This is a genomic window from Streptomyces sp. NPDC050548 (assembly GCF_044457385.1).
In the GTDB taxonomy this organism is placed as follows: Bacteria; Actinomycetota; Actinomycetes; order Streptomycetales; family Streptomycetaceae; genus Streptomyces.
Map to the genome: position 1 here is coordinate 9448 of NZ_JBITGV010000004.1, position 20638 is coordinate 30085.

The window sequence follows — 20638 nt, forward strand, 5'->3', positions numbered from 1 at the left end:
TGCACCGGCGGACTCCGTCTCGTGGACGTGCCCGGGGACCACTTCACCTGCGTACGGCCGCCGCATGCCGCGGCGGTGGCCGAACTGCTGGTGGGCGAACCGGCCTCGGCCCACGCCGTGGCGGCACACCGATGACGCCGCGGACCGCGCCGCTGATCGGCATCGTCTGCACCGGCGGACTCCGTCTCGTGGACGTGCCCGGGGACCACTTCACCTGCGTACGGCCGCCGCATGCCGCGGCGGTGGCCGAACTGCTGGTGGGCGGCGCGACGCGACCGGCCCCGGCGCACGCCGTGGCCGTACCGCGATGACGCCGCGGACCGCGCCGCTGATCGGCATCGTCGGCGGATACGGGGCGGTCGGCGCCGCCGCCGCGCGCCGGCTGGCGGCGGAGGGCGGGTTCCGGCTGCGGATCGGCGGGCGGAGTCTCGACGCCGCGCGCGCCCTCGCCGCCGGTCTCGGGGCGGCCGCGCACGCCGTCCGGGTCGACGTGCGGGACGAGCGGAGCCTCGCGGACTTCGGCCGGGGCTGCCGTACGGTGCTCAACTGCTCCGGTCCCGCCTACCTCCTGCTCGACCACGTGCGCCGCGCCGCGCACGCCGAGGGCGCGGACTACGTCGACGTGATGGACGACGGCAGCCGTCCCGTCCCGGTGCCCGGACGCACGGCCGTCCTCTCGGCGGGCCTCAACCCGGGGCTCTCCGGGCTGCTGCCCGGGGCACTGGCACAGGGCCTGGCCCCCGGCGCCCGCTTCACCGGCGCCTGCGCGGGGCTCGGGGCCCTCACCCGCACCGGGGCCCTGGACTACCTGCTGAGCCTGGAGCGGGACTACGGCACACCGCTGGCCGAGTGGCGGGGCCGCGTGGTGCCCAGGGCGTTGCGCGCCGAGGAGGACTTCCGGCTGCCCGGGGTACCGCGACCGCTTGTCGCCCACCCCTTCCTGACCGAGGAACTGGTCGACAGGGCAAGGGAGTTGGGCTTCGTCGAGGCCCGTTGGCACAACGCGTTCGACGGGCCGGCGCTGATCGGCGTACTGCGCAGGTCGCGCGTCGGCCGCCTCGCCGGGCGGGATCTCGCGGCGCGGGCCGACGAACTCGTCGCGGCCGGCGCCCTGGACGCGGCGGGCCGGGACCCCTACCAGCTGCTGTGGGGACGGCTCGACGGGCGGGTCCGCGGCGGGCAACGGGACGGTTCGCCGGTGCGGCGCACCCTGGTGGTCCGCGGGCCCGACGGCTCCGAACTGACCGGTCTGGTCGGCGCGTTCGCCACCGTGGCGGTCACCGAAGGGCGGGTGCCGTACGGGGTGCACCGGGCGGCGGCGGTGCTGCCGCCGCGCGAGGTCCTGCGCTGGCTGCGCGACAGCCCGGCCGGGCCGACGATCGCGGAGAGCGAGCGGACACCGGGAACGGACGCCGTCCCGGCCATGGAGGCGGGCGTGCTCTGACCCGCACCGGCACGGCTGTGCACCACACCTTTGTCGAATCGAAGTACGGGGGTAGGAATGTCGAAGCACGACATGGTGAGCGGTCCGGACGGGTTCAGGGCCGAGGTCTCCTCGGTTCTCGGCACCGAGCTGGGGCCCGCCGACGACGAGGTCAACCTCTTCGAACTCGGCCTCCAGTCACTGCAGTTGATGGAACTGACCAGCCGGCTCAACCGGGCCGGACTGCGCGCCGACTTCACCGAGCTGGCCTCCGACCCGCGGCTGACGGCTTGGTACGGGCTCCTGACCGGCGACGGGCGCGCGCCCCGGCCCGTGCCCGACGGACCCGCCGCCCGCCACGGGAGCCAGGACCTGAACACAGCACCCTTTCCGCTGACGCCCGTCCAACAGGCCTACTGGATCGGCCGCGGCGACGACCGGCCGCTGGGCGGTGTGGGCTGCCACGCCTACCTGGAGTTCGACCCCCCGCGGGTCGACACGGACCGGCTCGACACCGCCGTACGCGCGCTGACGCGCCGGCACCCGATGCTGCGTGCCCGGTTCGACGCCGACGGCACCCAGCGCGTCCTCGACGAGCCGGCCTGGCCCGGCCTGACCGTGCACGACCACAGCGGGCAGAGCCCCGAAGCAGCCGAGCGGGCCCTGCTCGCCCGCCGCGACACGCTCTCCCACCGGCGACTGGACGTGGCCGCGGGAGAGGTCATGGACGTACAGCTGAGCCGGACGCCGGACGGCGGATGCCGCCTGCACGTCGAGGTCGACCTGCTCGTCGCCGACGTCCACAGCATCCGGCTGATCCTCGCCGACCTGGCCGCGCTGTACGAGGACCCCGAGTCCCTGCCCGCGCCGCGCTACGACTTCCCCCGGTACCTCGCCGACCGCGACGCGCTGCGGACCGCCGACCGGGCCCGCGCCGAGGCGTACTGGACGGCCCGGCTGCCCGGGCTGCCGGGCGGACCCGCCCTCCCGCTGCGCACCGACCCCGCCGAGATCGACGTGCCCCGCTTCGTGCGCCGCACCAGCGAGTTGTCACCGCAGGAGTGGGCCGCGCTGCGGCGCAGGGCCGGCGGCCACGGCATCACCCCGTCGGTGCTGATCGCCACGGCCTTCGCCGAGGTCCTCGCGCGGTGGAGCGGCGAACGGCACTTCCTCCTCAACCTGCCGCTGTTCGACCGCGACCACACGCTCCACCCCGACATCGGCGCGATCGTCGCCGACTTCACCAGCCTGGTGCTGCTGGAGGTCGACCTGGCTCCCGGTACCGGTTTCGCCGACCGGGCCGCGGCCGTGCAGAAGCGGCTGCACGACGACGTCGGACACGCGGCCCACACCGGCGTCGACGTGCTGCGCGAGTTCGCGCGCGCCGACGGCGGGACACCGCGCACCGCGCCGGTCGTCCTCGCCTGCAACGTGGACGCGCCGCTGGTCCCGGACACCTTCGCCGAACGCTTCGGCGACCTGTCCTGGATGGTGTCGCAGACCCCGCAGGTCTGGCTCGACTGCCAGGTGTACCGCACCCGGACCGGCGGCCTGCTGCTGGCCTGGGACGCGGTCGAGGAACTGTTCCCCGACGGCGTGCTCGACGCGATGCTCTCCGCCTGCGCGGGACTGCTGCGCGAACTCGTCACCGCGGACTGGGGGAACACCCCGGACATTCCGCTGCCGAGCGCCCAGCGGCGGCGCAGGGACGAGGTCAACTCCGTGCCCCGCAGGCCGAGCGGACGGCTGCTGCACGAGGAGTTCTTCGCCCGGGCCGGGCAGCGCGGCGACACCCCCGCGCTGGTGTCGGACGACGGCACGGTCGGCCACCGGGAACTCGCCGCACGCGCCCTGCGCATCGCCGGCGCCCTGGCCGGACGTGGCGTGGGCCCCGGGAGCCAGGTCGTCGTCGGCGTGTCCAAGGGCCCGGACCAGACAGCCGCCGTACTCGGTGTACTGGCCGCCGGAGCCACCTACGTCCCCGTCGGGACCGACCAGCCCGCGGCGCGCCGCGACCGGATCCTCGCCCTCAGCGGGGCGCGCGTCGTCCTGGCCGACCGCGGCACCCGGCCCGGCACCGACCCGGACCTCGAAGTCCTGCCGCTGGAAAGGGCGTTGAGCGCCGAGCCGCTTCCCGCGCCCGTACCGGTGGCGCCGGACGACACCGCGTACGTCATCTTCACCTCCGGGTCGACCGGCACCCCCAAGGGCGTGGAGATCAGCCACCGGTCGGCCGTCAACACCGTCGAGGACGTCAACGAGCGCTTCGCCGTCACGGCGACCGACCGGGTGCTGGCCGTGTCCGCCCTGGACTTCGACCTGTCGGTGTGGGACATCTTCGGCCCGCTCGCCGCGGGCGGCGCGCTCGTCCTGGTGACGGAGGCCGAACGGCGGGACGCGCACCGGTGGCTGGAGCTGTGCCGCCGGCACCGGGTGACCGTCTGGAACTCCGTACCCGCGCTGATGGACATGCTGCTCACGGCCGCGGACCGGGAGCGGCTGCCCGCGTCGCTGCGGCTCGCCCTGCTCTCCGGCGACTGGATAGGCCTCGACCTCCCGGACGCCCTGCGCGAGGCCTCCGCCGGGCGCTGCCGGCTCATCGGCCTCGGTGGCGCCACCGAGGCCGCGATCTGGTCCAACTTCCACGAGGTGACCCACGTCCCCGCCCACTGGCGGTCCATCCCCTACGGCACCCCCTTGGCCGACCAGCGTTTCCGGGTGGTCGATCCGCAGGGCCGGGACTGCCCCGACTGGGTGAGCGGCGAGCTGTGGATCGGCGGTGCCGGGGTGGCGCTCGGCTACCGCGGCGACCCGGAGCTGACCGCCGAGCGCTTCGTCCGCCATCAGGGCGCCCGCTGGTACCGGACCGGGGACCTCGGCCGCTACTGGCCCGACGGAACCCTGGAGTTCCTCGGCCGCCTGGACCACCAGGTCAAGATCAACGGATTCCGGGTCGAACTCGGCGAGATCGAGGCGGCCCTGCACAGCCACCCGGCCGTGGCCGACGCGGTCGCCGTGGCGGTCGGCGACCGGCGCAAGGACGTCATGGCCGCCGTCGTCGAACACCGCACCCCGCGGGCGGCGCCGGAGCACGTTCTGCCGCCGCGCGCGCCGAACGCGGAGGTGGAGCGGGAGCACGAGCTGGCCGAGTCGGTCCTGGCCGCCGTTCTGGCCCGGTCCGGTCTCGCGCGGGCGGCCGGTGCCGGCCTGCCGCCGGTGCCGGGGGAGTGCCGTGAGCTGCTCGCGGCCTGGGTGACGTATCTGATGGATCGTCAGGTTCTTGCCGGTTCCGAGCAGGCCCCCGTGCCCGGCCCGCGCTGGTCCGCGGTGCGTGACGCGGGGGGCGTCGAAGGATGCCGGGAGCGGTTGCGCGGTACGCGGCTGGAGGCGGTGGCGGAGGCCTGGGAACGTGCCGTGCCGCTCCTCGTGGCCGTACTCGCCGGCGAGGCCGCCCCCACGGCGCTGCTCGACGAACCGGCGCTCACCCCGGAAGGGCTCGCCGACCTGCTGCCGGGCACCCGGGCCTGCCTGGCCGGGATCGCCGAGCACCTGGCCGGCCTCGCGGCGGGGCGGACGCCCGCCGTCGTGGAGTGGGCCGGCGGGGACGGCAGGAACGCCGCGCGCATCCTGCGGGAGACCGGGTCCGACGCGGTCGCCTACACGCTCACGGACGCGTCGGCCGCCCGACTCGCCGCCGCGAAGGCGAGGTTGGCCGACCGTGCCCACACGGTGTCCACCGTGGTGCAGGACGCGGCCGTGGTACGGGAGGCTCGACTGCACCGCTTCGACGCGGTCGTCGTCAACGACGTCCTCGCTCTGACCCCGGACGTGGACGCCGTCGCCGGGACGCTGGCCCTGCTGGCGCGCTCCGGTGCCCCGCTGTTCCTCGTGGCCAGGGACGAGCCCTCGCCGCTTTCGGTGCCGGGCGGAGCGACACTCCGACACCCCTCGGACGCCGCACGATGGCTGGGCGCCCTGGCCCGGCAGGGCTTCACCGAGCCGCGCGTCCTGCGCACGGAGCCGGACGGGACGATGCTGATCACCGCCCGATCCCCTTCGGGGCCAAGGGAGTTGACGCCCGACGCGCTGCGCTCCTGGCTCGCGCGGCGACTGCCGGCCCACATGATCCCCGGTACGGTCGCGGCCCTGCCCGTCCTGCCGCTGAACGGCAACGGCAAGGTGGACCGCACCCTGGTCGGGTGGCTGCTGTCCGAGTGCGCCGACCGGCCCCGGCAGGATGCCGAGCCGCCGCGGGGCGAGACGGAGGAGCTGATCGCCGGGCTGTGGGCCGAGGTGCTCGGCGGGCCCGCTCCGGCCCGGGCGGCGAACTTCTTCCTGATGGGCGGGGACAGCCTGCTGGCGACCCGCCTCGTGGCCGCCGTCCGGCGCCGCTGCGGCGTCGAACTGCCCATGCGCGCCGTGCTGCGGACCCCGACGGTGGCCGGACTGGCCGCGCTGGTCACCGAGTTGTCGGCCGCACAGTGCGCCCGGGGCCCGGCCGGACAGCACCCCACGGCCGACGAGCTCTACGAGGTGGGGGCGCTGTGATCGGGGCCGCGCGCGGTCCCGTCACGTCCTGCCTGCGGACCGCGTCCCCGCGCGCGCACGCCAGGGCACGGCTGATCTGCTTCCCGCACGCCGGCGGCACCGCGAGCGCCTACCGCCTCTGGTCGCTGGACGCGCCCTGGGACATCGAGGTCGCCGCGGTCCAGTACCCCGGACACGCGGACCGCTACGGTGAGGAACCGGCCACCACCATGCGGGCCCTGGTCGCGGGTCTCTCCTCCGGCCTGGTGCGGGACATGGCCGCCTCGCCGTCCCGTGCGACCGTGCTCTTCGGACACAGCATGGGCGCCGCGGTCGCCTACGAGACGGCGCGCGCCCTGACCGCCGCGGGCCGTGCCCCGAGGGCACTCATCGTCTCCGGCCGGCCCGCGCCGCACCGCACCCGCGGCGGCACGCTCCACCTCGCCTCCGACGCCGAACTCCTCGCGGATCTACGGAGGTTGGGCGGCACCGCGGCGGAGGTCCTGGCCCACGAGGAGCTCCTGAACGCCGTCCTGCCGACGATCCGGGGCGACTACCGGGTCATCGAGACCTACGCCCCGCTGCCCGGCCGCGGCCTGGACGTCCCCGTCACCGTGCTGCGGGCGGACGCGGACCCCGAGGTGGACGCCGCGGAGGCCGACGCGTGGCGCACCACCACCTCGGCGGCCTGCGACGTACTGACGTTCCCGGGCGGCCACTTCTATCTGGAGGACCGGCGCGAAACCGTACTGGCCCGGGTGTGGGACCTGGTCCGGGCCGCGCTGCCCGCCGACTCGCCGGCCTGGCCCGCCATGCCCTGAACGAGTGCGGCAGACATCGAGATGCCGAGAACCGAGCCGAGAACCGAGGGGGATCCATGCTGGAAGGCTGTGTGCCGTGGCCCGCGTCGTGCGTCGACGACCACCGGGCCAGGGGGTACTGGAAGGACGAGGTGCTGGGCAGCCTGCCGCCCACGCCGCCGGGCGCACCGGACCGGCCGGCCGTGGTCACGGCCCGACGGACGCTGACCTACGGCGAGTTGGACCGCGCGGCCGACCGTCTCGCCGCGGGTCTGCACGGCCGCGGTCTGCGGGCCGCCGACCGTGTCGTCGTACAACTGCCCAACGACGTGGAGCTGGTCGTCCTGTGCACGGCCCTCTTCCGGCTGGGCGCCCTGCCCGTGTTCGCGCTGCCCGCGCACCGGACCTCGGAGATCACCCACCTGGTGAACGCCTCGGAAGCGGTGGCGTACGTCTGCGCGGACCAGGTGCTCGACTGCGACTACCGCATCATCGCCAAGGAGGTCCTGGACGCGACCGCGTCCCTGCGGCACGTGTTCGTGACCGGCGACCCGGGACCCTTCGCCGCGCTGGCGGACGTGGACGCGGACCCGGTGGACCTTCCGGCCCCGGATCCCGAGGACGTGGCGCTGTTCCTGCTCTCCGGCGGCACGTCAGGTCCGCCGAAGCTCATCCCGCGCACCCACGCCGACTACACCTACCAACTCCGCCAGACCGCACGGCTGTGCGGCTTCGGGCCCGGCACCCGCTATCTGTGCGCGCTGCCGATGGGCCACAACTTCGCGCTGGCCTGCCCCGGCGTGCTGGGCACGCTGCGGCTCGGCGGCACCGCCGTGCTCGCCCCCGCGCCGACGCCCGAGTCGTGCTTCCCGCTGATCGAGCGGGCGGGGGTGACCGCGACCTCCCTGGTGCCGGCCCTGGTGCCGCTGTGGCTCGACGCGGCCGGGTGGACCGAACACGACCTCCGCTCCCTCGGTCTGCTCCAGGTGGGCGGCGCCCGGCTCGATCCGCAGACGGCGAGGCGGGTGCCCGGCGAACTCGGCTGCACCCTGCAGCAGGTGTACGGGATGGCGGAGGGACTCCTGAACTTCACGCGACTCGACGACCCGGAAGAGGTGGTCGTGCACACGCAGGGCCGTCCGCTGACGGCCGGCGACGAGGTCCGGGTGATCCGCGAGGACGGCACGGTGGCGGGCCCGGGAGAGCAGGGCGAGTTGTACACACGCGGCCCGTACACGGTGCGCGGCTACTACCGATCCCCGGAACGCAACCGCACCCACTTCACCGACGACGGGTTCTACCGCACCGGCGACCTGGTCCGGCGGACGGCGACGGGCTACTTCCAGGTGGTGGGACGCGTCAACGACGTGGTCAACCGGGGCGGTGAGAAGGTGCCGGCGCAGGAGGTCGAGGAGCATCTGCGGGCCGACCCGCGGATCGTCGCCGCCGCGCTGATCGGTCTGCCGGACCCGCTGCTGGGCGAGCGGACCTGCGCCTGTGTGGTGCCCCAGGACCCGGAGCGTCCGCCGACCCTGCGCGAGGTGCGGGCCGGACTCAGGGACCGCGGGATCGCGCCGTACAAGATGCCGGACGGGCTGGTGGTGCTCGCGGAGCTGCCGCTGACGCCGGTCGGCAAGGTCGACAAGAGGACTCTCAGGGCGCGGCTGCTGGTCTGAGCGCGCGTACGGAGACATGCATGCATGCGGCGGGGACGCTCGTGGACGGGCGCTCTCCGCCGCACGTGTCGGGTTCGGCCGTGCGCTCTTCGTCGCACCGCCGTGGGGTCAGGCGTTCTGGGCGAGCAGTCCGTCGACCACGGCCACCAGACCGCGGCGCTGGTTGTCGGCGGAGGTCAACTCGACCCAGCGGGGCCCCAGTACGGCCAGCCTCGGGAAGTCGTCGGCGGCCACGGCGGCCATCACCCGGGTGCGATAGGGCGCGGCCTCCTGGTTCTGGTCCCGGGCGCGCTCGCGGTTGAACCGCAGGGTCAGCTCACCCACGGTGTAGTACCAGATCACGCGGTAGGCGTATGCGGCGTCCTCCTCGGTGAGCCCGCATTCGATCAGGGCGTCGACCATGTTCTCCACGATCCACATCGCGGAGGCGCTCGCGAAACTGTCGGAGACGAGCACCTCCACGACCCAGGGACAGCCCACCAGGATGTCGTGGAGGATCTGCGCGCAGGCGATGAGGCGGTCGCGCGGGGGCTCGGGCAGCTCGGGACGCGGGAACCGCTCGGCGTGCGCGTCCAGGAGCATCATCAGGAGCTCGTCCTTGTCCCGCACGTGGTGGTACAGCGCCATGGGGGTGCTGGACAGCTCCTTGGCCAGCCGGCGCATGGACAGACTCCCCGTCCCCTCCTCGTCGAGGATGCGCTGGGCCGCGCTGAGAATCGCCTCCCGGGACAGGCGGGGCGGTCGGCCGATCTTGCCGGGACGGCGATTCGAGGACTGCATGGGTTCCGGTTCCTTGTCGTCCAGTGCGTTGCCGGTGGGGTGGGTGGTTGTCCGGCGGCCCGCCCCGGTGGCTCGCAACTTCGCACAGTCCAGTGCCGGCCGCTCGACAGAGACTCGGCCGAACGCCCGATGCCGGACCCCCCGTCCGTCCTCCGCTTCCCAACCGACCATATCCGCATGTCAGTTGGCATGGCCAGTACGCCGCGCGAATTAAGAGAACGCGTATAAGTATACGCGTAGACAAAGCGTGGGGCCGTCCGTACCATCGGAGTTGGGTCCGGATGCTGGCTCACCTGTCCTCCCCTTGGTGACCGCATTCGGGCCTGCCCACAACGGGGGACGCGACGGAGGGGTGAGCGGGCGTATGGGCATAGACGTGATGGTGTTCGACGATCTGCACCTGTCCCGCTCCGGACTCACGGCGCTGCTGGAGCAGCGTGCGGAGATCGAGGTGTCCGGAGCCGTCGACAGCAGCCTCGCCGCACTGGAGTTCGCCGAGGTGCACCGGCCGGATGTCGCGGTCATCAGCTTCGGCGGCCGGGACGGCGAGACGCTCGACATCGCCGAGAAGATCGCGGGTCTGCCGGGCTGCCGCACACTGCTGGTGGCCACCGTGTGCCCGCGGTCGGTGGTGCGCAGGGCGTTCACGGGCGACATCGCCGGCATGGTGCGGCGCAGCGCGGCCCCGCGCCGGTTCTTCGAGGCGATCCACCAGGTGCACCAGGGCGAGCGCGTCTTCGACGCGGAGCTGACGGTCGCCGCGGTGTCCAACGGCGACTGCCCGTTGTCGATGAGGCAGCTGTCCGTGCTGGAGTACCTCTCGGCCGGTGACACGGTGGCCGAGATCTCCGCGCGGCTGTTCCTGTCCGAGGGGACCGTGCGGAACTACATCTCCGCCATGGTCGCGAAGCTGGGCGCGCGCAATCGGATCGACGCGGTGCGCATGGCACGGGACGCCCACTGGATCTGACCGGATCCGGCTCCTGTCAATCGTTCCTTTCCTGATTCTTGCCGGTTGGAACGCACCAATGAGCATGCGGAATCAATCTGTCCTGCCCCGATCCCGGACTGTAATGTCCATATCGCTTCTCGAAATCCGGGAAGCAGCGGAACGGCAGGTATGGGAATGCATGCATCCTGGGGAGACGTAGCGGATTCGGTCGAATTCATCCCGGACGAGTACGCGGCGCGTACACATTCCGAGTCCGTGGCGCGGGAAATGCTCGGCTGCGCGGCGGCGGACATCGACCGGTTGGTCGAGGCCGGCCTTCCTTTTGAGGAGCGGGCCGGGGAGCGCCATTTCGACGTGAACGATCTCTACAACCTCGGCATGTATTCGGGAAAGTCGACCACACAGCCGGAACTCGCTTTCCGTATGCTCTTCCGGTTCGCCGGCCGGCCGGTCGACGATCTGCTGCGGGAGAAGACCTGGGACTTCCGGGTCCGGCTGGAGTGCGTCGGCTGCACCGAGGAGGCGCCGTGGCGCTTCGAGGAGCCGGACCCGGTCCGCTTCGGCGGGCGGATCGCCGACGTCGTGCGACCGGTGGCCGGCGCCGGTCCGGCGCGGTTCTCGGCGACCGTCACCACGGTCGGCGCGCGCACCCCGCTGGTCTCGCCGGTGCTGCGCAAGCTGGTCCACGAGTACCTGGAGGCCGGCTACCGCTGGCAGATGATCCCGGTGCCCATGCAGGCGGACCATGCGTTGGTGCACTCCCTCGGCGCGACGAGCTGTATCGCGGCGAGCCTGCATCTCGCCGAGAGCTTCCGCGCGGCCGGGTACCGGGCCGAGGCGAAACGGGGCTGGTTCTGCGGTGTGCTGGGCGGCGCCCTCGATCTGCCGCACGCGTGTGTGGAGGTCGAGGACGACGACGGAGCGCTGCGGACCGTCGACATCGCGAAGGCACAGCTGGCCGCCCGGCTTTCGGCGAACACCGAGGAATTCCAGGAACTGTGCCTCGGGTCGGTCTACAACAAGGTGATCCCGTCCACCGCTGCCGGTAATTCTTCCTTCGGCTCCCATGAATGCGGTTCAGGGCTGCCCGTTCACGTGAACGCGGATATTCGGCACGAAAGGCGAGTGCAAAATGGCGGTTCGTGAGATAGAGCCGGTTGTGCTGGAACTCGATCGGCTGGAGCAGCTGGCCGAGTCCGGTTACTACAACCCGTACACAATGTTCGACTGGCCCGACCGGATAGCGCCGGACCTGCCGTGGATGAGCGAGAGCCTCACCACGCTGGGCGGCACACCGATGTGGGACGAACTCACCCGCGAGCAGCAGCTCGCCCTCACCAGGTACGAGGCGATCAACTTCTTCAGCCTCAACATCCACGGCATCCGTGAGTTGATGAGCGAAGTCGTGATGCGCATCCACGAGAAGACCTACGCGAACGTCTCCGAGTTCCTGCACCACTTCATCGGTGAGGAAAACGAGCACATGTGGTTCTTCGCGCAGTTCTGTCTGCGCTACGGCGGAAAGCTGTACCCGGCGCAGCCGACCCTCAAGGCCGACCCGGTCGACCATCTCTCCGGCGTGGCCCGCGAGATGATCGTGTTCGCGCGCATCCTGATCTTCGAGGAGATCGTCGACCACTTCAACGCGCACATGGCCACCGACCAGACGCTGCCGCCGATCGCCCGGGAGATCAACCGGGTGCACCACCAGGACGAGAGCCGGCACGTCGCGTTCGGGCGGATGATCTTCACCGACCTGCTGCGGCAGGTCGCCAGGCACGACCCGGACGAGGTGCCGGTGATCGCCGAGTACCTGGAGAACTACCTGCAGTACAGCATCGGGACGCTCTACAACCCGGCCGCCTACCGCGACGCCGGCATCCCCGACGCGCTGGCGCTGCGCCGGCTCGCCCTGGCCCACCCGGCCCGGGTCGAGGCGCACGACCGGATCCTCAAGCGGACCAGGAAGTTCCTGACCAGGGTGGGCGTCGGTAGGGAAGCCGTCAAATGAGCGATCCGATACAGGAAGTACGGAAGTTCATCCTCGGCCGGAACCCCAAGCTCGGCCAGGTCTCCGAGGATCTCGACCTGATCGACAGCCGTGCCATCAACTCGCTGGCCTTCGTCGAATTCATCTTCCTCCTGGAGGAGTTGGCCGGCGAGCCCATCGACCCGGAAGACGTGGACCTGGACGACTTCCGCACCCTCGGCGCGATCGAAGCCCGATTCTTCGAGCGGAAGGCGGCATGATGCCCGCGACCACCGACAACGGCCTGAGCGTTCTCGACGGCACCCAACTGCGCCTGCTGCGCGCCGTCGACACCGTGTTCCGGCGACTGGCAGAGGGCTGGGAGGCACCGGAGTTCCGCTTCCCGTTCCTCATGCGGACCCGGGACCTCGACACGTTCGACTACTACGACAACTTCCCGCACCTCGGGCTCGCCGCCACCCGCCTCGACCCCGAGCGCGTCGCCCCCCTGCTGGCCGAGGAGTCCCGGCCGCTGGAGCGCATCCCCACCAGCGTCATGCAGCCGACGGCCTTCGCGCTGCCGTCGGCGGCCTGCTACTCGATCTACGCCGACCTCGCCGACTCGGTCCTGCCCGCCCCCGGGACGATGCGCACGACGCTCGGCACCTGCTTCCGCAACGAGGACCACTACGACGGCCTGCAGCGGCTGCTCGGCTTCTCCATGCGGGAGATCGTCCGGGTCGGCACCGAGGACGCGGCGAAGGACTTCCTGGGTCGCGCCAAGGACGCCGTACAGGCCCTGTTCGCCGAACTCGGCCTCGACCACCGGATCGAGGTGGCCACGGACCCCTTCTTCGACAAGAACAGCGGCAAGGCCAAGATGCAGCGGCTGTTCCCGGTGAAGGAGGAGTTCGTCGTGGGCGGCCTGGCGATCGGGTCCGTCAACTATCACCGGAACTTCTTCGGCGAGCGGTGCTCCATCCAGGTCGACGGCTCGGCGGCGCACACCAGTTGTCTCGCCTTCGGCCTGGAGCGCTGGGTGCACACCCTGACCGAGCGGTTCGGCAGCGCCGCCGCCGCGGTGGCCGCGGTCGAGAGCCTGGGCTGATGCGTCCCACGGTGGCGGCGGCGCTCGGAGTCGAGGTGAGCGTGCTGCAGTCGGGCATGGGCGGGGTCGCCGGCACCGAGCTGGCGTGCGCCGTGTCCGAGGCCGGCGCGGCGGGCTGCGTGGGCGGCTACAAACTGCTCGACGACGCCCTGTCGACCGTCCTCGCCCGGGTGACGGCGGGCACGGACCGGCCGGTCGGCGTGAACCTGATCCCCGAGGTCGTCGGTCCTGACGACCTGGACCGCCAGGTGGCGCAGGTGCTCGCCGAGACACCGCCCCGCGTGTACCTGTCCTTCTTCGGGCTGCCCGACGACGCGGTCCTGGACCGGGTCGTCGCGGCGGGCCGGCGCCTGGTGGTCCAGATCGGCACCGTCGAGGACGGTGTGCACGCGGCCCGGTGGGGCGCGGTGGTGGTGGCCCAGGGCATCGAGGCCGGCGGCCACCTCCTGGGCACCTCGCACCGCGACGAACTGGTGGCCGCCCTGCGGGCCCTGCTGCCCGGGACCTGCCTGGTCGCGGCGGGGGGCGTCGGTTCGCCCGCCGAGGCGGCCCGGGCCCTGGCCGCCGGCGCCGACGGCGTGCTGCTCGGCACCGCCTTCGTCGTCGCCCACGAGTCGCGGGCCCACGGCCACTTCAAGACGGCGGTGACCGCGGCCGGCGCTGCCGACACCGTGATCACCGATGTGTACGAGATCGGCTGGCCCGGACGGCGGCACCGCGTCCTCGCCACGCCCGTGACCGAACGCCCCGGCCAGGCCGGGAAGTTCATCGGCCGCACGGTCGTCGAGGGAAAGCCGTACCTCGTCCCGCGGTTCAGCGCCGCCGTACCGACCGACGCGACCAGCGGCCGGATCGAGGAGATGGCGATGTACTGCGGCAACTCCTGCGGCGCCCTCTCGGAGGAACGCTCCGCGGCCGACGTGGTCGCGGGGTTCGCAAGCGTCCTGCCGGACGCCCAAGCCATCGAGCACGTGAAGGGAATGAACAGCCATGGCCGGTGAGGAACTCGACCTGACATATCTCGAAGGGGCACGACGCACGAGCACCAGGGACGGTGTCGAGGTCTACTACGAGTCCAGCGGTGAGGGCACGGCCATCACCTTCCTCAACAACTTCTTCATCACCAGCCCGTTCTGGCGTTCGTGCACGGGCGACCTCGCGCAGCACCACCGGGTCGTGACCTACGACTTCGCCAACCACGGGGCGTCGACGCGCACCGACCGGGAGCCGACCTGGGAGGAGCACGCGGCGGACGTGATCGGTCTGCTCGACGCGCTGGAGATCGAGTCGACGTACCTGGTCGGCACCTCGGCCTCCACACAGCTCGCGCGGGACGTGGTCCTCGCGCATCCCGACCGGGTCAGGGGCCTCGTGCTGGCCGGACCGGTCTTCGGCACCCAGGGCATGCGGCGCCACCGGCAGCTCAACAAGGCCTGGCTGCGGACGCTCGACGACCACGGCATGGCGGAGCTGTACGGCCACATGTACCCCGAGGTGATCAGCGGGCTCATGAACGAGGAGGGAGGAACGCCGGGCTTCCTCGGACTGCGCGAGGCCTTCCTCGCGATGTCCACGCCCGAGGAACTCGCCAACGGACTGTCCCTCGTCCAACAGGGCGACACCGACCCGGAGTTGCTCACCCGCATCCAGGTCCCGACGGTGATCGTCCTGGGCGACGACGACATCCTGCTCAGCGAGCGGCGCGGCCACGAACTGGCGGCGCTGTTCCCGAAGGGCCGCTGCGAGATCATGCCGAACGCCGGCCATGTGCCCTACCTGGACGACCCCGAGCTGTTCCAGGTGATCGTCCGCAAGTTCGTCGAAGAAGCGGAAGCGCATGTCTGATCCGGCGGTCGAGGTCCGGCACCGGATCCGGACCCTGCTGGTGGACCTCGGCGGCGCCCGGTTCGCCGGGGAGGTGCCGGACACCGTGTCGCTGCGCGAGGCGGGGCTGCCCTCCACCGCGCTGGTCGGTCTGCTGGTGGCGATGGAGGACGCGTTCGGCTTCGAGTGGGACGACGACGTCTCGCCCGAGGTGCTGCGCTCGATCGACTCGCTGGCCGGGCACGTCCTGGTACTGAGCGGCTGAGAGCCGCGATGGCGCTGGAGATCCCCGTGCCGGTCGCGGCGGGCACCTGGATCGCGCAGCACCCGGTGGGCCCGCCCCACGGCCCGCGCCAGCAGTTCGCGGCGGGCCGCCGGGCGGCCGCCGCGGCGCTGGCGGCGGCCGGGTCGGCCGAACGGACCGTGCCACGCGAACCGGACGGCCGACCGCGCTTCCCCGCCGGATTCGCCGGCTCGATCTCCCACACCGGCCGCCTGGCGGTCGCGGTGGTGGTCCCCGGGGCCGAGGCGGTCGGCGTCGACATCGAGAGCGCCGTCATCACTCCGCGCGTCGCCGCCTTCGTCCTGCGGGAACAGGAGCGCAGCCGACTGCTCCCGCCCCGCGGACGGTACGGCGCACGGGAACTGTTCGCCGCGAAGGAAGCGGCCTTCAAGGCCATGAACAGCCTCGGCACACCGGGCGGGTTCCTGTTCTGGCGCATCGGACTCGACCAGTCCGACGACGCGTTGATCGCGTCGTACCGGGGCGAATCGGTACCGGTGTGGGTTCGCTCGGAGACAGATCTCTCGTTCGCCGTGGCGATACGGCGGTCAACGAATCGGCCTTGAACGAAACGGCCTTGATCCATACGGCTTTCAACAGGGGAAGAAACCCAATGAATCATGATCTCCTCGCGGTCGTCGACGAGTTGTTCCGTCACCGGCTGCAGGTACCCGAACTCGACCCGGATGCCCCGCTCGTCGACTACGGCCTGGACTCCGTCCGCTCGATCAGCCTGATCGTCGAGCTGGAGACGGAGTTCGCCATCCATATATCGGACGAGCAGGCGGCCTCGATGCGGACGCTGCGGGACGTCGCCGACCAGGTCGCGCTCGCGCTCTCGGTGTCCGTGAGCCGGGAAGGCGATGCCGCGTGAACGCCGACGCCGGTTTCGCCCGCTACGCCCGCCCGGAGCTGGCCCGGCTCTTCCGCGCGCTGAACCTGGACGTGACCTACCGGGCCGGCCGGGGCGACTACCTGATCCGGCGGTCGCCGGACGCGGCCGGACATCCCGAGGACGAGGACCTGGTGCTCGACCTGGTCGGCGGAGCGGGGTCCTCACTGTTCGGGCACAACCATCCCGAGCTGCTGGCCGTGGCCCGGCGCACCTTCGACGAACAGACCCCGTTCCACGCGCAGGCGAGTGTCCGCCCCGGAGCGGCCGAGCTGGCCCGGCGGCTGTCGGAGACCGTCGGTGCCACCACCGGTGCCGACTACGTGGTCACGCTCGGCTGCACCGGCGCCGACGCGGTGGAGGCCGCGGTGAAGCACGCGACCGTCGAGAAGAGGCGCCGACTCGGCGCGCTCCAGGAGGAGTTCGAGGTCGCGCTGCGACGGGTGCGGCGCGACGGCCTCGGCAGCGTGCCGTGTGCGAGCGGACCCGCGGCCGGCCGTCCCTGCGCGGAGGTGATCGGCGAGGGACTCGACCGGATCGCCGCCCTGCGAACGACGGACCCGGTCTTCGTCTCGCTGAAGAACGCCTTCCACGGCAAGACGGCCGCCGCCGGCACCCTGACCCACGGCGGGAACGTGCCGGCCGACCTGCATGTGCCGGGACCGCGGCACCGGCGCCTGGACGACTGGACACCGCGGGCGGTGCTCGCCGCGCTCGACGCCGAACGCGTCCCGGTCCACCCGGTGGTCGTGGACGCCGCCGGAGTGCCGCACTCCGCCGAGCGTCACCTCTCGCCGGTCGCCGCCTGTTTCGTGGAACCCGTCCAGGGGGAGTCCGGGGTGCGCGAGGTGCCCGCCGAGACCCTGGCCGCCCTGCGCGACCTGGCCGACCGGCACGGTGCGGCACTGGTCTTCGACGAGATCCAGTGCGGCATGGGACGCACGGGCACCTTCCTCGCCTCCGAGAACTCCGGTGTGGTGGCCGACTACTACCTGTTCTCGAAGTCGCTCGGCGGCGGCCTCGCCAAGGTCTCCGCGCTGCTGGTCGATAGGAAGCGGTACGTCGACGAGTTCGGCCGGCACCACACCTCCACCTTCGCCGACGACGACTTCTCCTCGCGGATCGCGACGGCGGCGCTCGATCTCGCCCTCGCCCACCTGGACCGCATCACCGAGATCGGCACGCTCCTGCGCGACCGGCTGACCGAGGTGGCCGAGCGGTGGCCCGAGGCCGTCGTGGAGGTGCGCGGCCGCGGACTGCTCCTGGGCGTCGAATTCGCCCTGCCGAAGCCCGGATCGGGGCTGCTGCGCGAGGTGTTCGACGCCGAGTCGCTCGGCTATCTCCTCGCGGGCCGGCTCCTGCACACGCACCGGATCAGGGTCATCCCCACGCTCTCCGCCCCCACGACCGTGCGCGTCCAGCCGTCGGCGCTCCTCGGTCCGGCCGAAGTGGAGCGCGTCGCCGCCGCCTTCGACGAGATCGCCGCCCTGCTCACCCACGGCGACTACGCGACGCTCCTGGAGCACCTGACCGTCGAGGCGACCGGCGACTGGCGGCCGCCCCAGCACGTTCCGCTGCCCCGCGGCGACCGTCCGGCCCACCGGGCCGGCCGCACCGAAGTGCCCCGTGTCGCCTTCCTCGCCAACCTGGACGTCCCGGGAAAGCTGCCGGCCATGGCGCCGGAACTGGCCGGCTGGTCGGACGAGCAGTGCGCGGCGGCGATCGACCGCATTCTCGGCGAGCTGGACCCGTTCGAGGTCGCCCGCCGCCGCGTCACCTCCGAGACCGGGCAGGAGGTCGAAGTCGTCATGGTGGCGGCCCCGTTCACCGCCGCCCAGGCCAACGCAGCGCTGCGCGCGGGACGGGGGCCGTGGCTGCGCCGGACGGTGCTCGACGCGGTGGAGCTGGGTGTCTCGCTCGGCGCCAGGGTGATCGGGCTCGGCGGACACACCTCCATCGTCACCAACGCCGCCCGGGACGTGGTGGAGGACGACGTCAAGGTGACCTCGGGCAACTCGCTGACCGCCGCCTGCGCCTACGACCTGCTCCAGTCCGAACTCGCCCAGTGCGCCGAGGGCGAGCGCCGCGTCGGCCTCGTCGGCGGCATCGGCAACATCGGCGCGGTGATGGCCGAGCTGATCGCCCCGCACTGCGACGCGCTGGTGCTGGTCGGGCGGCCCGGATCGGCGCGACGCCTGGCCACCGTCGCCGAGCGGCTGGCCCACCTGACGGACGTCTCCGTGGCCGAGGACCTGGACGCGCTGCGGGACTGCCCGATCGTGGTCAGCGCCACCAACTCGGCGGACCCGGTGATCCTTCCGCACCACCTCTCCGGCGAGCGGAAGGTGCTCGTCTGCGACCTCGCGGTCCCCGGCGACGTCCACCCGGCGGTGTCGGGCCTGTCGAACGTCACCCTGGTGTCCGGTGGCCGCATCCAGCTGCCCCGGCTGCAGACCCCGCACTTCCCCGGCATCACCCTGCCGCCCGGAATCCTCTACTCCTGCATGGCCGAAACGATCCTGCTCGGCCTGGAGCCCGAGGCACCGAGCCCTTCCTACGGCGGGCTCGCCTCGGCCGGCGTGCTGGCCGCCCGGGATCTGGCCGTGCGCCACGGGCTGCACCCCGCCCGCATCGTCTCGGACGACATCTCCGTACAGCCGTGGATCGTCGACCAGTTCGGCCCTATCGAGGAGCACATCGGATGACCGCATTGCGACCGCGTTCCCAGAGCATTCTGCACGCGCTGTTCGCCCAGGCGGACAGCGGCTTGGACGGATCAGGCGTGACGCTGATCCCGGAACCCGGCCACGAGACGACCGTGCGCCACGACACCCTCCTGGAGAACGCCACCCGCTGCGCGGCGGCCCTGGCGGAACAAGGAGTCGGCCACGGCGACCGCGTGGTGCTCTGCCTGCCCACCGGCGAACAGTTCATCACCGCCTTCTTCGGGGCCCAACTCCTCGGCGCCGCGCCGACGGCGATCGCCGTCCCCCTGCGGTTCGGGGGTGCCGCGGGATTCGAGGGCCAGCTCAAGGACCTCGTGGGATACCTGCGGCCCGCCGCGGTCATCACCACGGCGGCGGTCCTCGACGCGCTCCCGCACTTCGTCGACGCCCGGCTGCTCGACGGCGCCGAACTGTACGCACGGGCCACCGCGCACGACGCGCCGAAACATCCACCGCGACTGCCGGACCCCGACGACCTGGCGATGATCCAGTGCACCTCCGGTTCCACCGGCAGGCCCAAGGGCGTGATGATCTCGCACGCCAACCTGGCCGCGAACTGCGAGCAGTTGGCCGGCTCGCTGGGCTGGTCGGCCACGGACACCACGGTCAGCTGGATCCCGCTCTACCACGACATGGGGCTGATCACCGGCCTGCTCTGCCCGCTGTACGCGGGCGCGCACACCGTCCTCATGCCGACCACCCGGTTCCTGCGCGCCCCGGCCGAGTGGCTGCGGCACATCAGCACCTACCGGGGCGCCTTCGCCGCCGCGCCCAACTTCGCCTACGGCTATGTCACCGACCGGGTCCGCGACGAGGAACTGGAGGGCGTGGACCTGTCGTCCTGGCGCGGAGTCCTGTGCGGAGCCGAACCCATCCAGCCGGCCACCGTGCGGCGCTTCGTCGAACGCTTCACCTCATGGGGCCTGCCCGCCCACGCGTTCACGGCCGGCTACGGCATGGCCGAGGCGACCCTCGCCATCACCAGCCGACCACCCGGCAGCCCACTTCGCTACGACTCCATCGACCGGGAGGCGGCCGTCACCGACGGCCTGGTGCTCGACGCCGAGCCGGACACCCCGGCCGCGCTGCAGGTCGTCGACTGCGGAGCGCCGGTCGCCGGCACCGACGTACGCATCGTGGACGAGGAGGGCCGCCCCCTGGGCGAGGACCGCATCGGCCACATCCAGTTCCGCAGCCCCTCGCGCACGGGCGGCTACTTCGAACTCCCGGAGGAGACCGCCCGGTCCGTGGCCGCGCCGGACTGGTGGAAGACCGGTGACATCGGCTACCTGCGCGACGGCAACCTGCGGATCACCAGCCGGGCCAAGGACCTGGTCATCATCCGCGGCGCCAACTACTTCCCCTCCGACTTCGAACAGGCCGCGGAGACGGTGCCCGGGGTCCGCCTGGGCGCGGTGATCGCCGTCGGCCACCGCCCCGAGGGCGCCGACTCCGAGGAACTCCACCTGATCGTCGAGACCGAACTGGACGGCGAACGGCACGCGTCGCTGCGCCAGGCCGTCCTGAGCGCCGTCGGCTCCCGTACCGGCGTGGCTCCCGCCGCCGTCCATCTGGTGCCCCGGCGGAGCATCCCCAAGACGACCAGCGGAAAGCTCCAACGGGCCAAGGCACACGCCCTGTTCGTCGCCGCGTCGGCCGAACCCCATCTCTGAAGAGG

General features: G+C 72.3%; 18 protein-coding genes. 17 read left to right on the plus strand and 1 reads right to left on the minus strand.

Going from position 1 to position 20638, the window contains the following annotated elements:
* Nucleotides 1–131 precede the first annotated feature (131 nt).
* Genes ACIBJH_RS13230 through ACIBJH_RS13250 form a run of 5 tightly spaced genes read left to right on the plus strand, consistent with a single transcriptional unit; the run spans nt 132 to nt 8426 of the window.
* Nucleotides 132–311, plus strand: coding sequence for a hypothetical protein (locus tag ACIBJH_RS13230; protein ID WP_399116951.1), 180 nt, complete (start codon nt 132–134; stop codon nt 309–311).
* Nucleotides 308–1444, plus strand: coding sequence for a saccharopine dehydrogenase NADP-binding domain-containing protein (locus tag ACIBJH_RS13235; RefSeq protein ID WP_399116952.1), 1137 nt, complete (start codon nt 308–310; stop codon nt 1442–1444). The genes ACIBJH_RS13230 and ACIBJH_RS13235 overlap by 4 nt, the downstream gene beginning before the upstream one ends.
* Before the next feature lie 57 nt (nt 1445–1501).
* Nucleotides 1502–5971 carry an amino acid adenylation domain-containing protein gene (locus ACIBJH_RS13240; RefSeq protein ID WP_399116953.1) on the plus strand — a complete coding sequence of 1490 codons (4470 nt, stop codon included), beginning with the start codon at nt 1502–1504 and terminating at the stop codon, nt 5969–5971.
* Nucleotides 5968–6771, plus strand: a complete 804-nt coding sequence (locus ACIBJH_RS13245; protein WP_399116954.1) for a thioesterase II family protein — start codon at nt 5968–5970, stop codon at nt 6769–6771. The genes ACIBJH_RS13240 and ACIBJH_RS13245 overlap by 4 nt, the downstream gene beginning before the upstream one ends.
* A 56-nt stretch (nt 6772–6827) precedes the next feature.
* Nucleotides 6828–8426 (plus strand): (2,3-dihydroxybenzoyl)adenylate synthase, encoded by a 1599-nt coding sequence (locus ACIBJH_RS13250; protein ID WP_399116955.1) that lies wholly within the window; start codon nt 6828–6830, stop codon nt 8424–8426.
* Between the two features lie 108 nt (nt 8427–8534).
* Here ACIBJH_RS13250 and ACIBJH_RS13255 read toward each other — a convergent pair whose 3' ends face one another.
* Entirely contained in the window at nt 8535–9206 is a 672-nt protein-coding gene (locus ACIBJH_RS13255) for a TetR/AcrR family transcriptional regulator (RefSeq protein ID WP_399116957.1), read from the minus strand.
* A gap of 364 nt (nt 9207–9570) precedes the next feature.
* Here ACIBJH_RS13255 and ACIBJH_RS13260 point away from each other — a divergent pair, with 364 nt between their 5' ends.
* Genes ACIBJH_RS13260 through ACIBJH_RS13315 form a run of 12 tightly spaced genes read left to right on the plus strand, consistent with a single transcriptional unit; the run spans nt 9571 to nt 20633 of the window.
* Nucleotides 9571–10176, plus strand: a complete 606-nt coding sequence (locus ACIBJH_RS13260) for a response regulator transcription factor (RefSeq protein ID WP_399116958.1) — start codon at nt 9571–9573, stop codon at nt 10174–10176.
* A 45-nt stretch (nt 10177–10221) separates the two neighbouring features.
* Entirely contained in the window at nt 10222–11304 is a 1083-nt protein-coding gene (locus ACIBJH_RS13265) for a hypothetical protein (RefSeq protein ID WP_399116959.1), read from the plus strand.
* The gene (locus ACIBJH_RS13270; protein WP_399116960.1) at nt 11291–12169 is read left to right on the plus strand and encodes a diiron oxygenase; all 879 of its coding nucleotides are present in this window, start codon (nt 11291–11293) and stop codon (nt 12167–12169) included. Before ACIBJH_RS13265 ends, ACIBJH_RS13270 begins: the two co-directional genes overlap by 14 nt.
* Nucleotides 12166–12408 carry an acyl carrier protein gene (locus tag ACIBJH_RS13275; RefSeq protein WP_399116961.1) on the plus strand — a complete coding sequence of 81 codons (243 nt, stop codon included), beginning with the start codon at nt 12166–12168 and terminating at the stop codon, nt 12406–12408. Before ACIBJH_RS13270 ends, ACIBJH_RS13275 begins: the two co-directional genes overlap by 4 nt.
* Nucleotides 12405–13235, plus strand: coding sequence for a hypothetical protein (locus ACIBJH_RS13280; RefSeq protein WP_399116962.1), 831 nt, complete (start codon nt 12405–12407; stop codon nt 13233–13235). Before ACIBJH_RS13275 ends, ACIBJH_RS13280 begins: the two co-directional genes overlap by 4 nt.
* A complete protein-coding gene (locus ACIBJH_RS13285) occupies nt 13235–14236 on the plus strand; it encodes an NAD(P)H-dependent flavin oxidoreductase (protein ID WP_399116963.1) in 1002 nt (333 codons plus the stop codon). Before ACIBJH_RS13280 ends, ACIBJH_RS13285 begins: the two co-directional genes overlap by 1 nt.
* Nucleotides 14226–15080, plus strand: a complete 855-nt coding sequence (locus ACIBJH_RS13290) for an alpha/beta fold hydrolase (RefSeq protein WP_399116964.1) — start codon at nt 14226–14228, stop codon at nt 15078–15080. Before ACIBJH_RS13285 ends, ACIBJH_RS13290 begins: the two co-directional genes overlap by 11 nt.
* Nucleotides 15073–15324 (plus strand): hypothetical protein, encoded by a 252-nt coding sequence (locus tag ACIBJH_RS13295; RefSeq protein ID WP_399116965.1) that lies wholly within the window; start codon nt 15073–15075, stop codon nt 15322–15324. Before ACIBJH_RS13290 ends, ACIBJH_RS13295 begins: the two co-directional genes overlap by 8 nt.
* A gap of 8 nt (nt 15325–15332) precedes the next feature.
* Entirely contained in the window at nt 15333–15908 is a 576-nt protein-coding gene (locus tag ACIBJH_RS13300; protein WP_399116966.1) for a 4'-phosphopantetheinyl transferase superfamily protein, read from the plus strand.
* Nucleotides 15909–15955: 47 nt separating this feature from the next.
* Complete coding sequence (locus ACIBJH_RS13305) at nt 15956–16216, plus strand: acyl carrier protein (protein ID WP_399116967.1); 261 nt, start codon at nt 15956–15958, stop codon at nt 16214–16216.
* A complete protein-coding gene (locus ACIBJH_RS13310) occupies nt 16213–18939 on the plus strand; it encodes an aminotransferase class III-fold pyridoxal phosphate-dependent enzyme (RefSeq protein WP_399116968.1) in 2727 nt (908 codons plus the stop codon). Before ACIBJH_RS13305 ends, ACIBJH_RS13310 begins: the two co-directional genes overlap by 4 nt.
* Nucleotides 18936–20633 carry a fatty acyl-AMP ligase gene (locus tag ACIBJH_RS13315; RefSeq protein WP_399116969.1) on the plus strand — a complete coding sequence of 566 codons (1698 nt, stop codon included), beginning with the start codon at nt 18936–18938 and terminating at the stop codon, nt 20631–20633. The genes ACIBJH_RS13310 and ACIBJH_RS13315 overlap by 4 nt, the downstream gene beginning before the upstream one ends.
* Nucleotides 20634–20638: the final 5 nt, after the last annotated feature.

Bases quoted from the DNA above. Each gene is read 5' to 3' on its own strand.
- ACIBJH_RS13230 (WP_399116951.1), top strand. From the start codon at position 132: ATGACGCCGCGGACCGCGCCGCTGATCGGCATCGTCTGCACCGGCGGA.
- ACIBJH_RS13235 (WP_399116952.1), top strand. From the start codon at position 308: ATGACGCCGCGGACCGCGCCGCTGATCGGCATCGTCGGCGGATACGGG.
- ACIBJH_RS13240 (WP_399116953.1), top strand. From the start codon at position 1,502: ATGTCGAAGCACGACATGGTGAGCGGTCCGGACGGGTTCAGGGCCGAG.
- ACIBJH_RS13250 (WP_399116955.1), top strand. From the start codon at position 6,828: ATGCTGGAAGGCTGTGTGCCGTGGCCCGCGTCGTGCGTCGACGACCAC.
- ACIBJH_RS13255 (WP_399116957.1), bottom strand. From the start codon at position 9,206: ATGCAGTCCTCGAATCGCCGTCCCGGCAAGATCGGCCGACCGCCCCGC.
- ACIBJH_RS13260 (WP_399116958.1), top strand. From the start codon at position 9,571: ATGGGCATAGACGTGATGGTGTTCGACGATCTGCACCTGTCCCGCTCC.
- ACIBJH_RS13270 (WP_399116960.1), top strand. From the start codon at position 11,291: ATGGCGGTTCGTGAGATAGAGCCGGTTGTGCTGGAACTCGATCGGCTG.
- ACIBJH_RS13275 (WP_399116961.1), top strand. From the start codon at position 12,166: ATGAGCGATCCGATACAGGAAGTACGGAAGTTCATCCTCGGCCGGAAC.
- ACIBJH_RS13280 (WP_399116962.1), top strand. From the start codon at position 12,405: ATGATGCCCGCGACCACCGACAACGGCCTGAGCGTTCTCGACGGCACC.
- ACIBJH_RS13285 (WP_399116963.1), top strand. From the start codon at position 13,235: ATGCGTCCCACGGTGGCGGCGGCGCTCGGAGTCGAGGTGAGCGTGCTG.
- ACIBJH_RS13290 (WP_399116964.1), top strand. From the start codon at position 14,226: ATGGCCGGTGAGGAACTCGACCTGACATATCTCGAAGGGGCACGACGC.
- ACIBJH_RS13295 (WP_399116965.1), top strand. From the start codon at position 15,073: ATGTCTGATCCGGCGGTCGAGGTCCGGCACCGGATCCGGACCCTGCTG.
- ACIBJH_RS13300 (WP_399116966.1), top strand. From the start codon at position 15,333: ATGGCGCTGGAGATCCCCGTGCCGGTCGCGGCGGGCACCTGGATCGCG.
- ACIBJH_RS13305 (WP_399116967.1), top strand. From the start codon at position 15,956: ATGAATCATGATCTCCTCGCGGTCGTCGACGAGTTGTTCCGTCACCGG.
- ACIBJH_RS13315 (WP_399116969.1), top strand. From the start codon at position 18,936: ATGACCGCATTGCGACCGCGTTCCCAGAGCATTCTGCACGCGCTGTTC.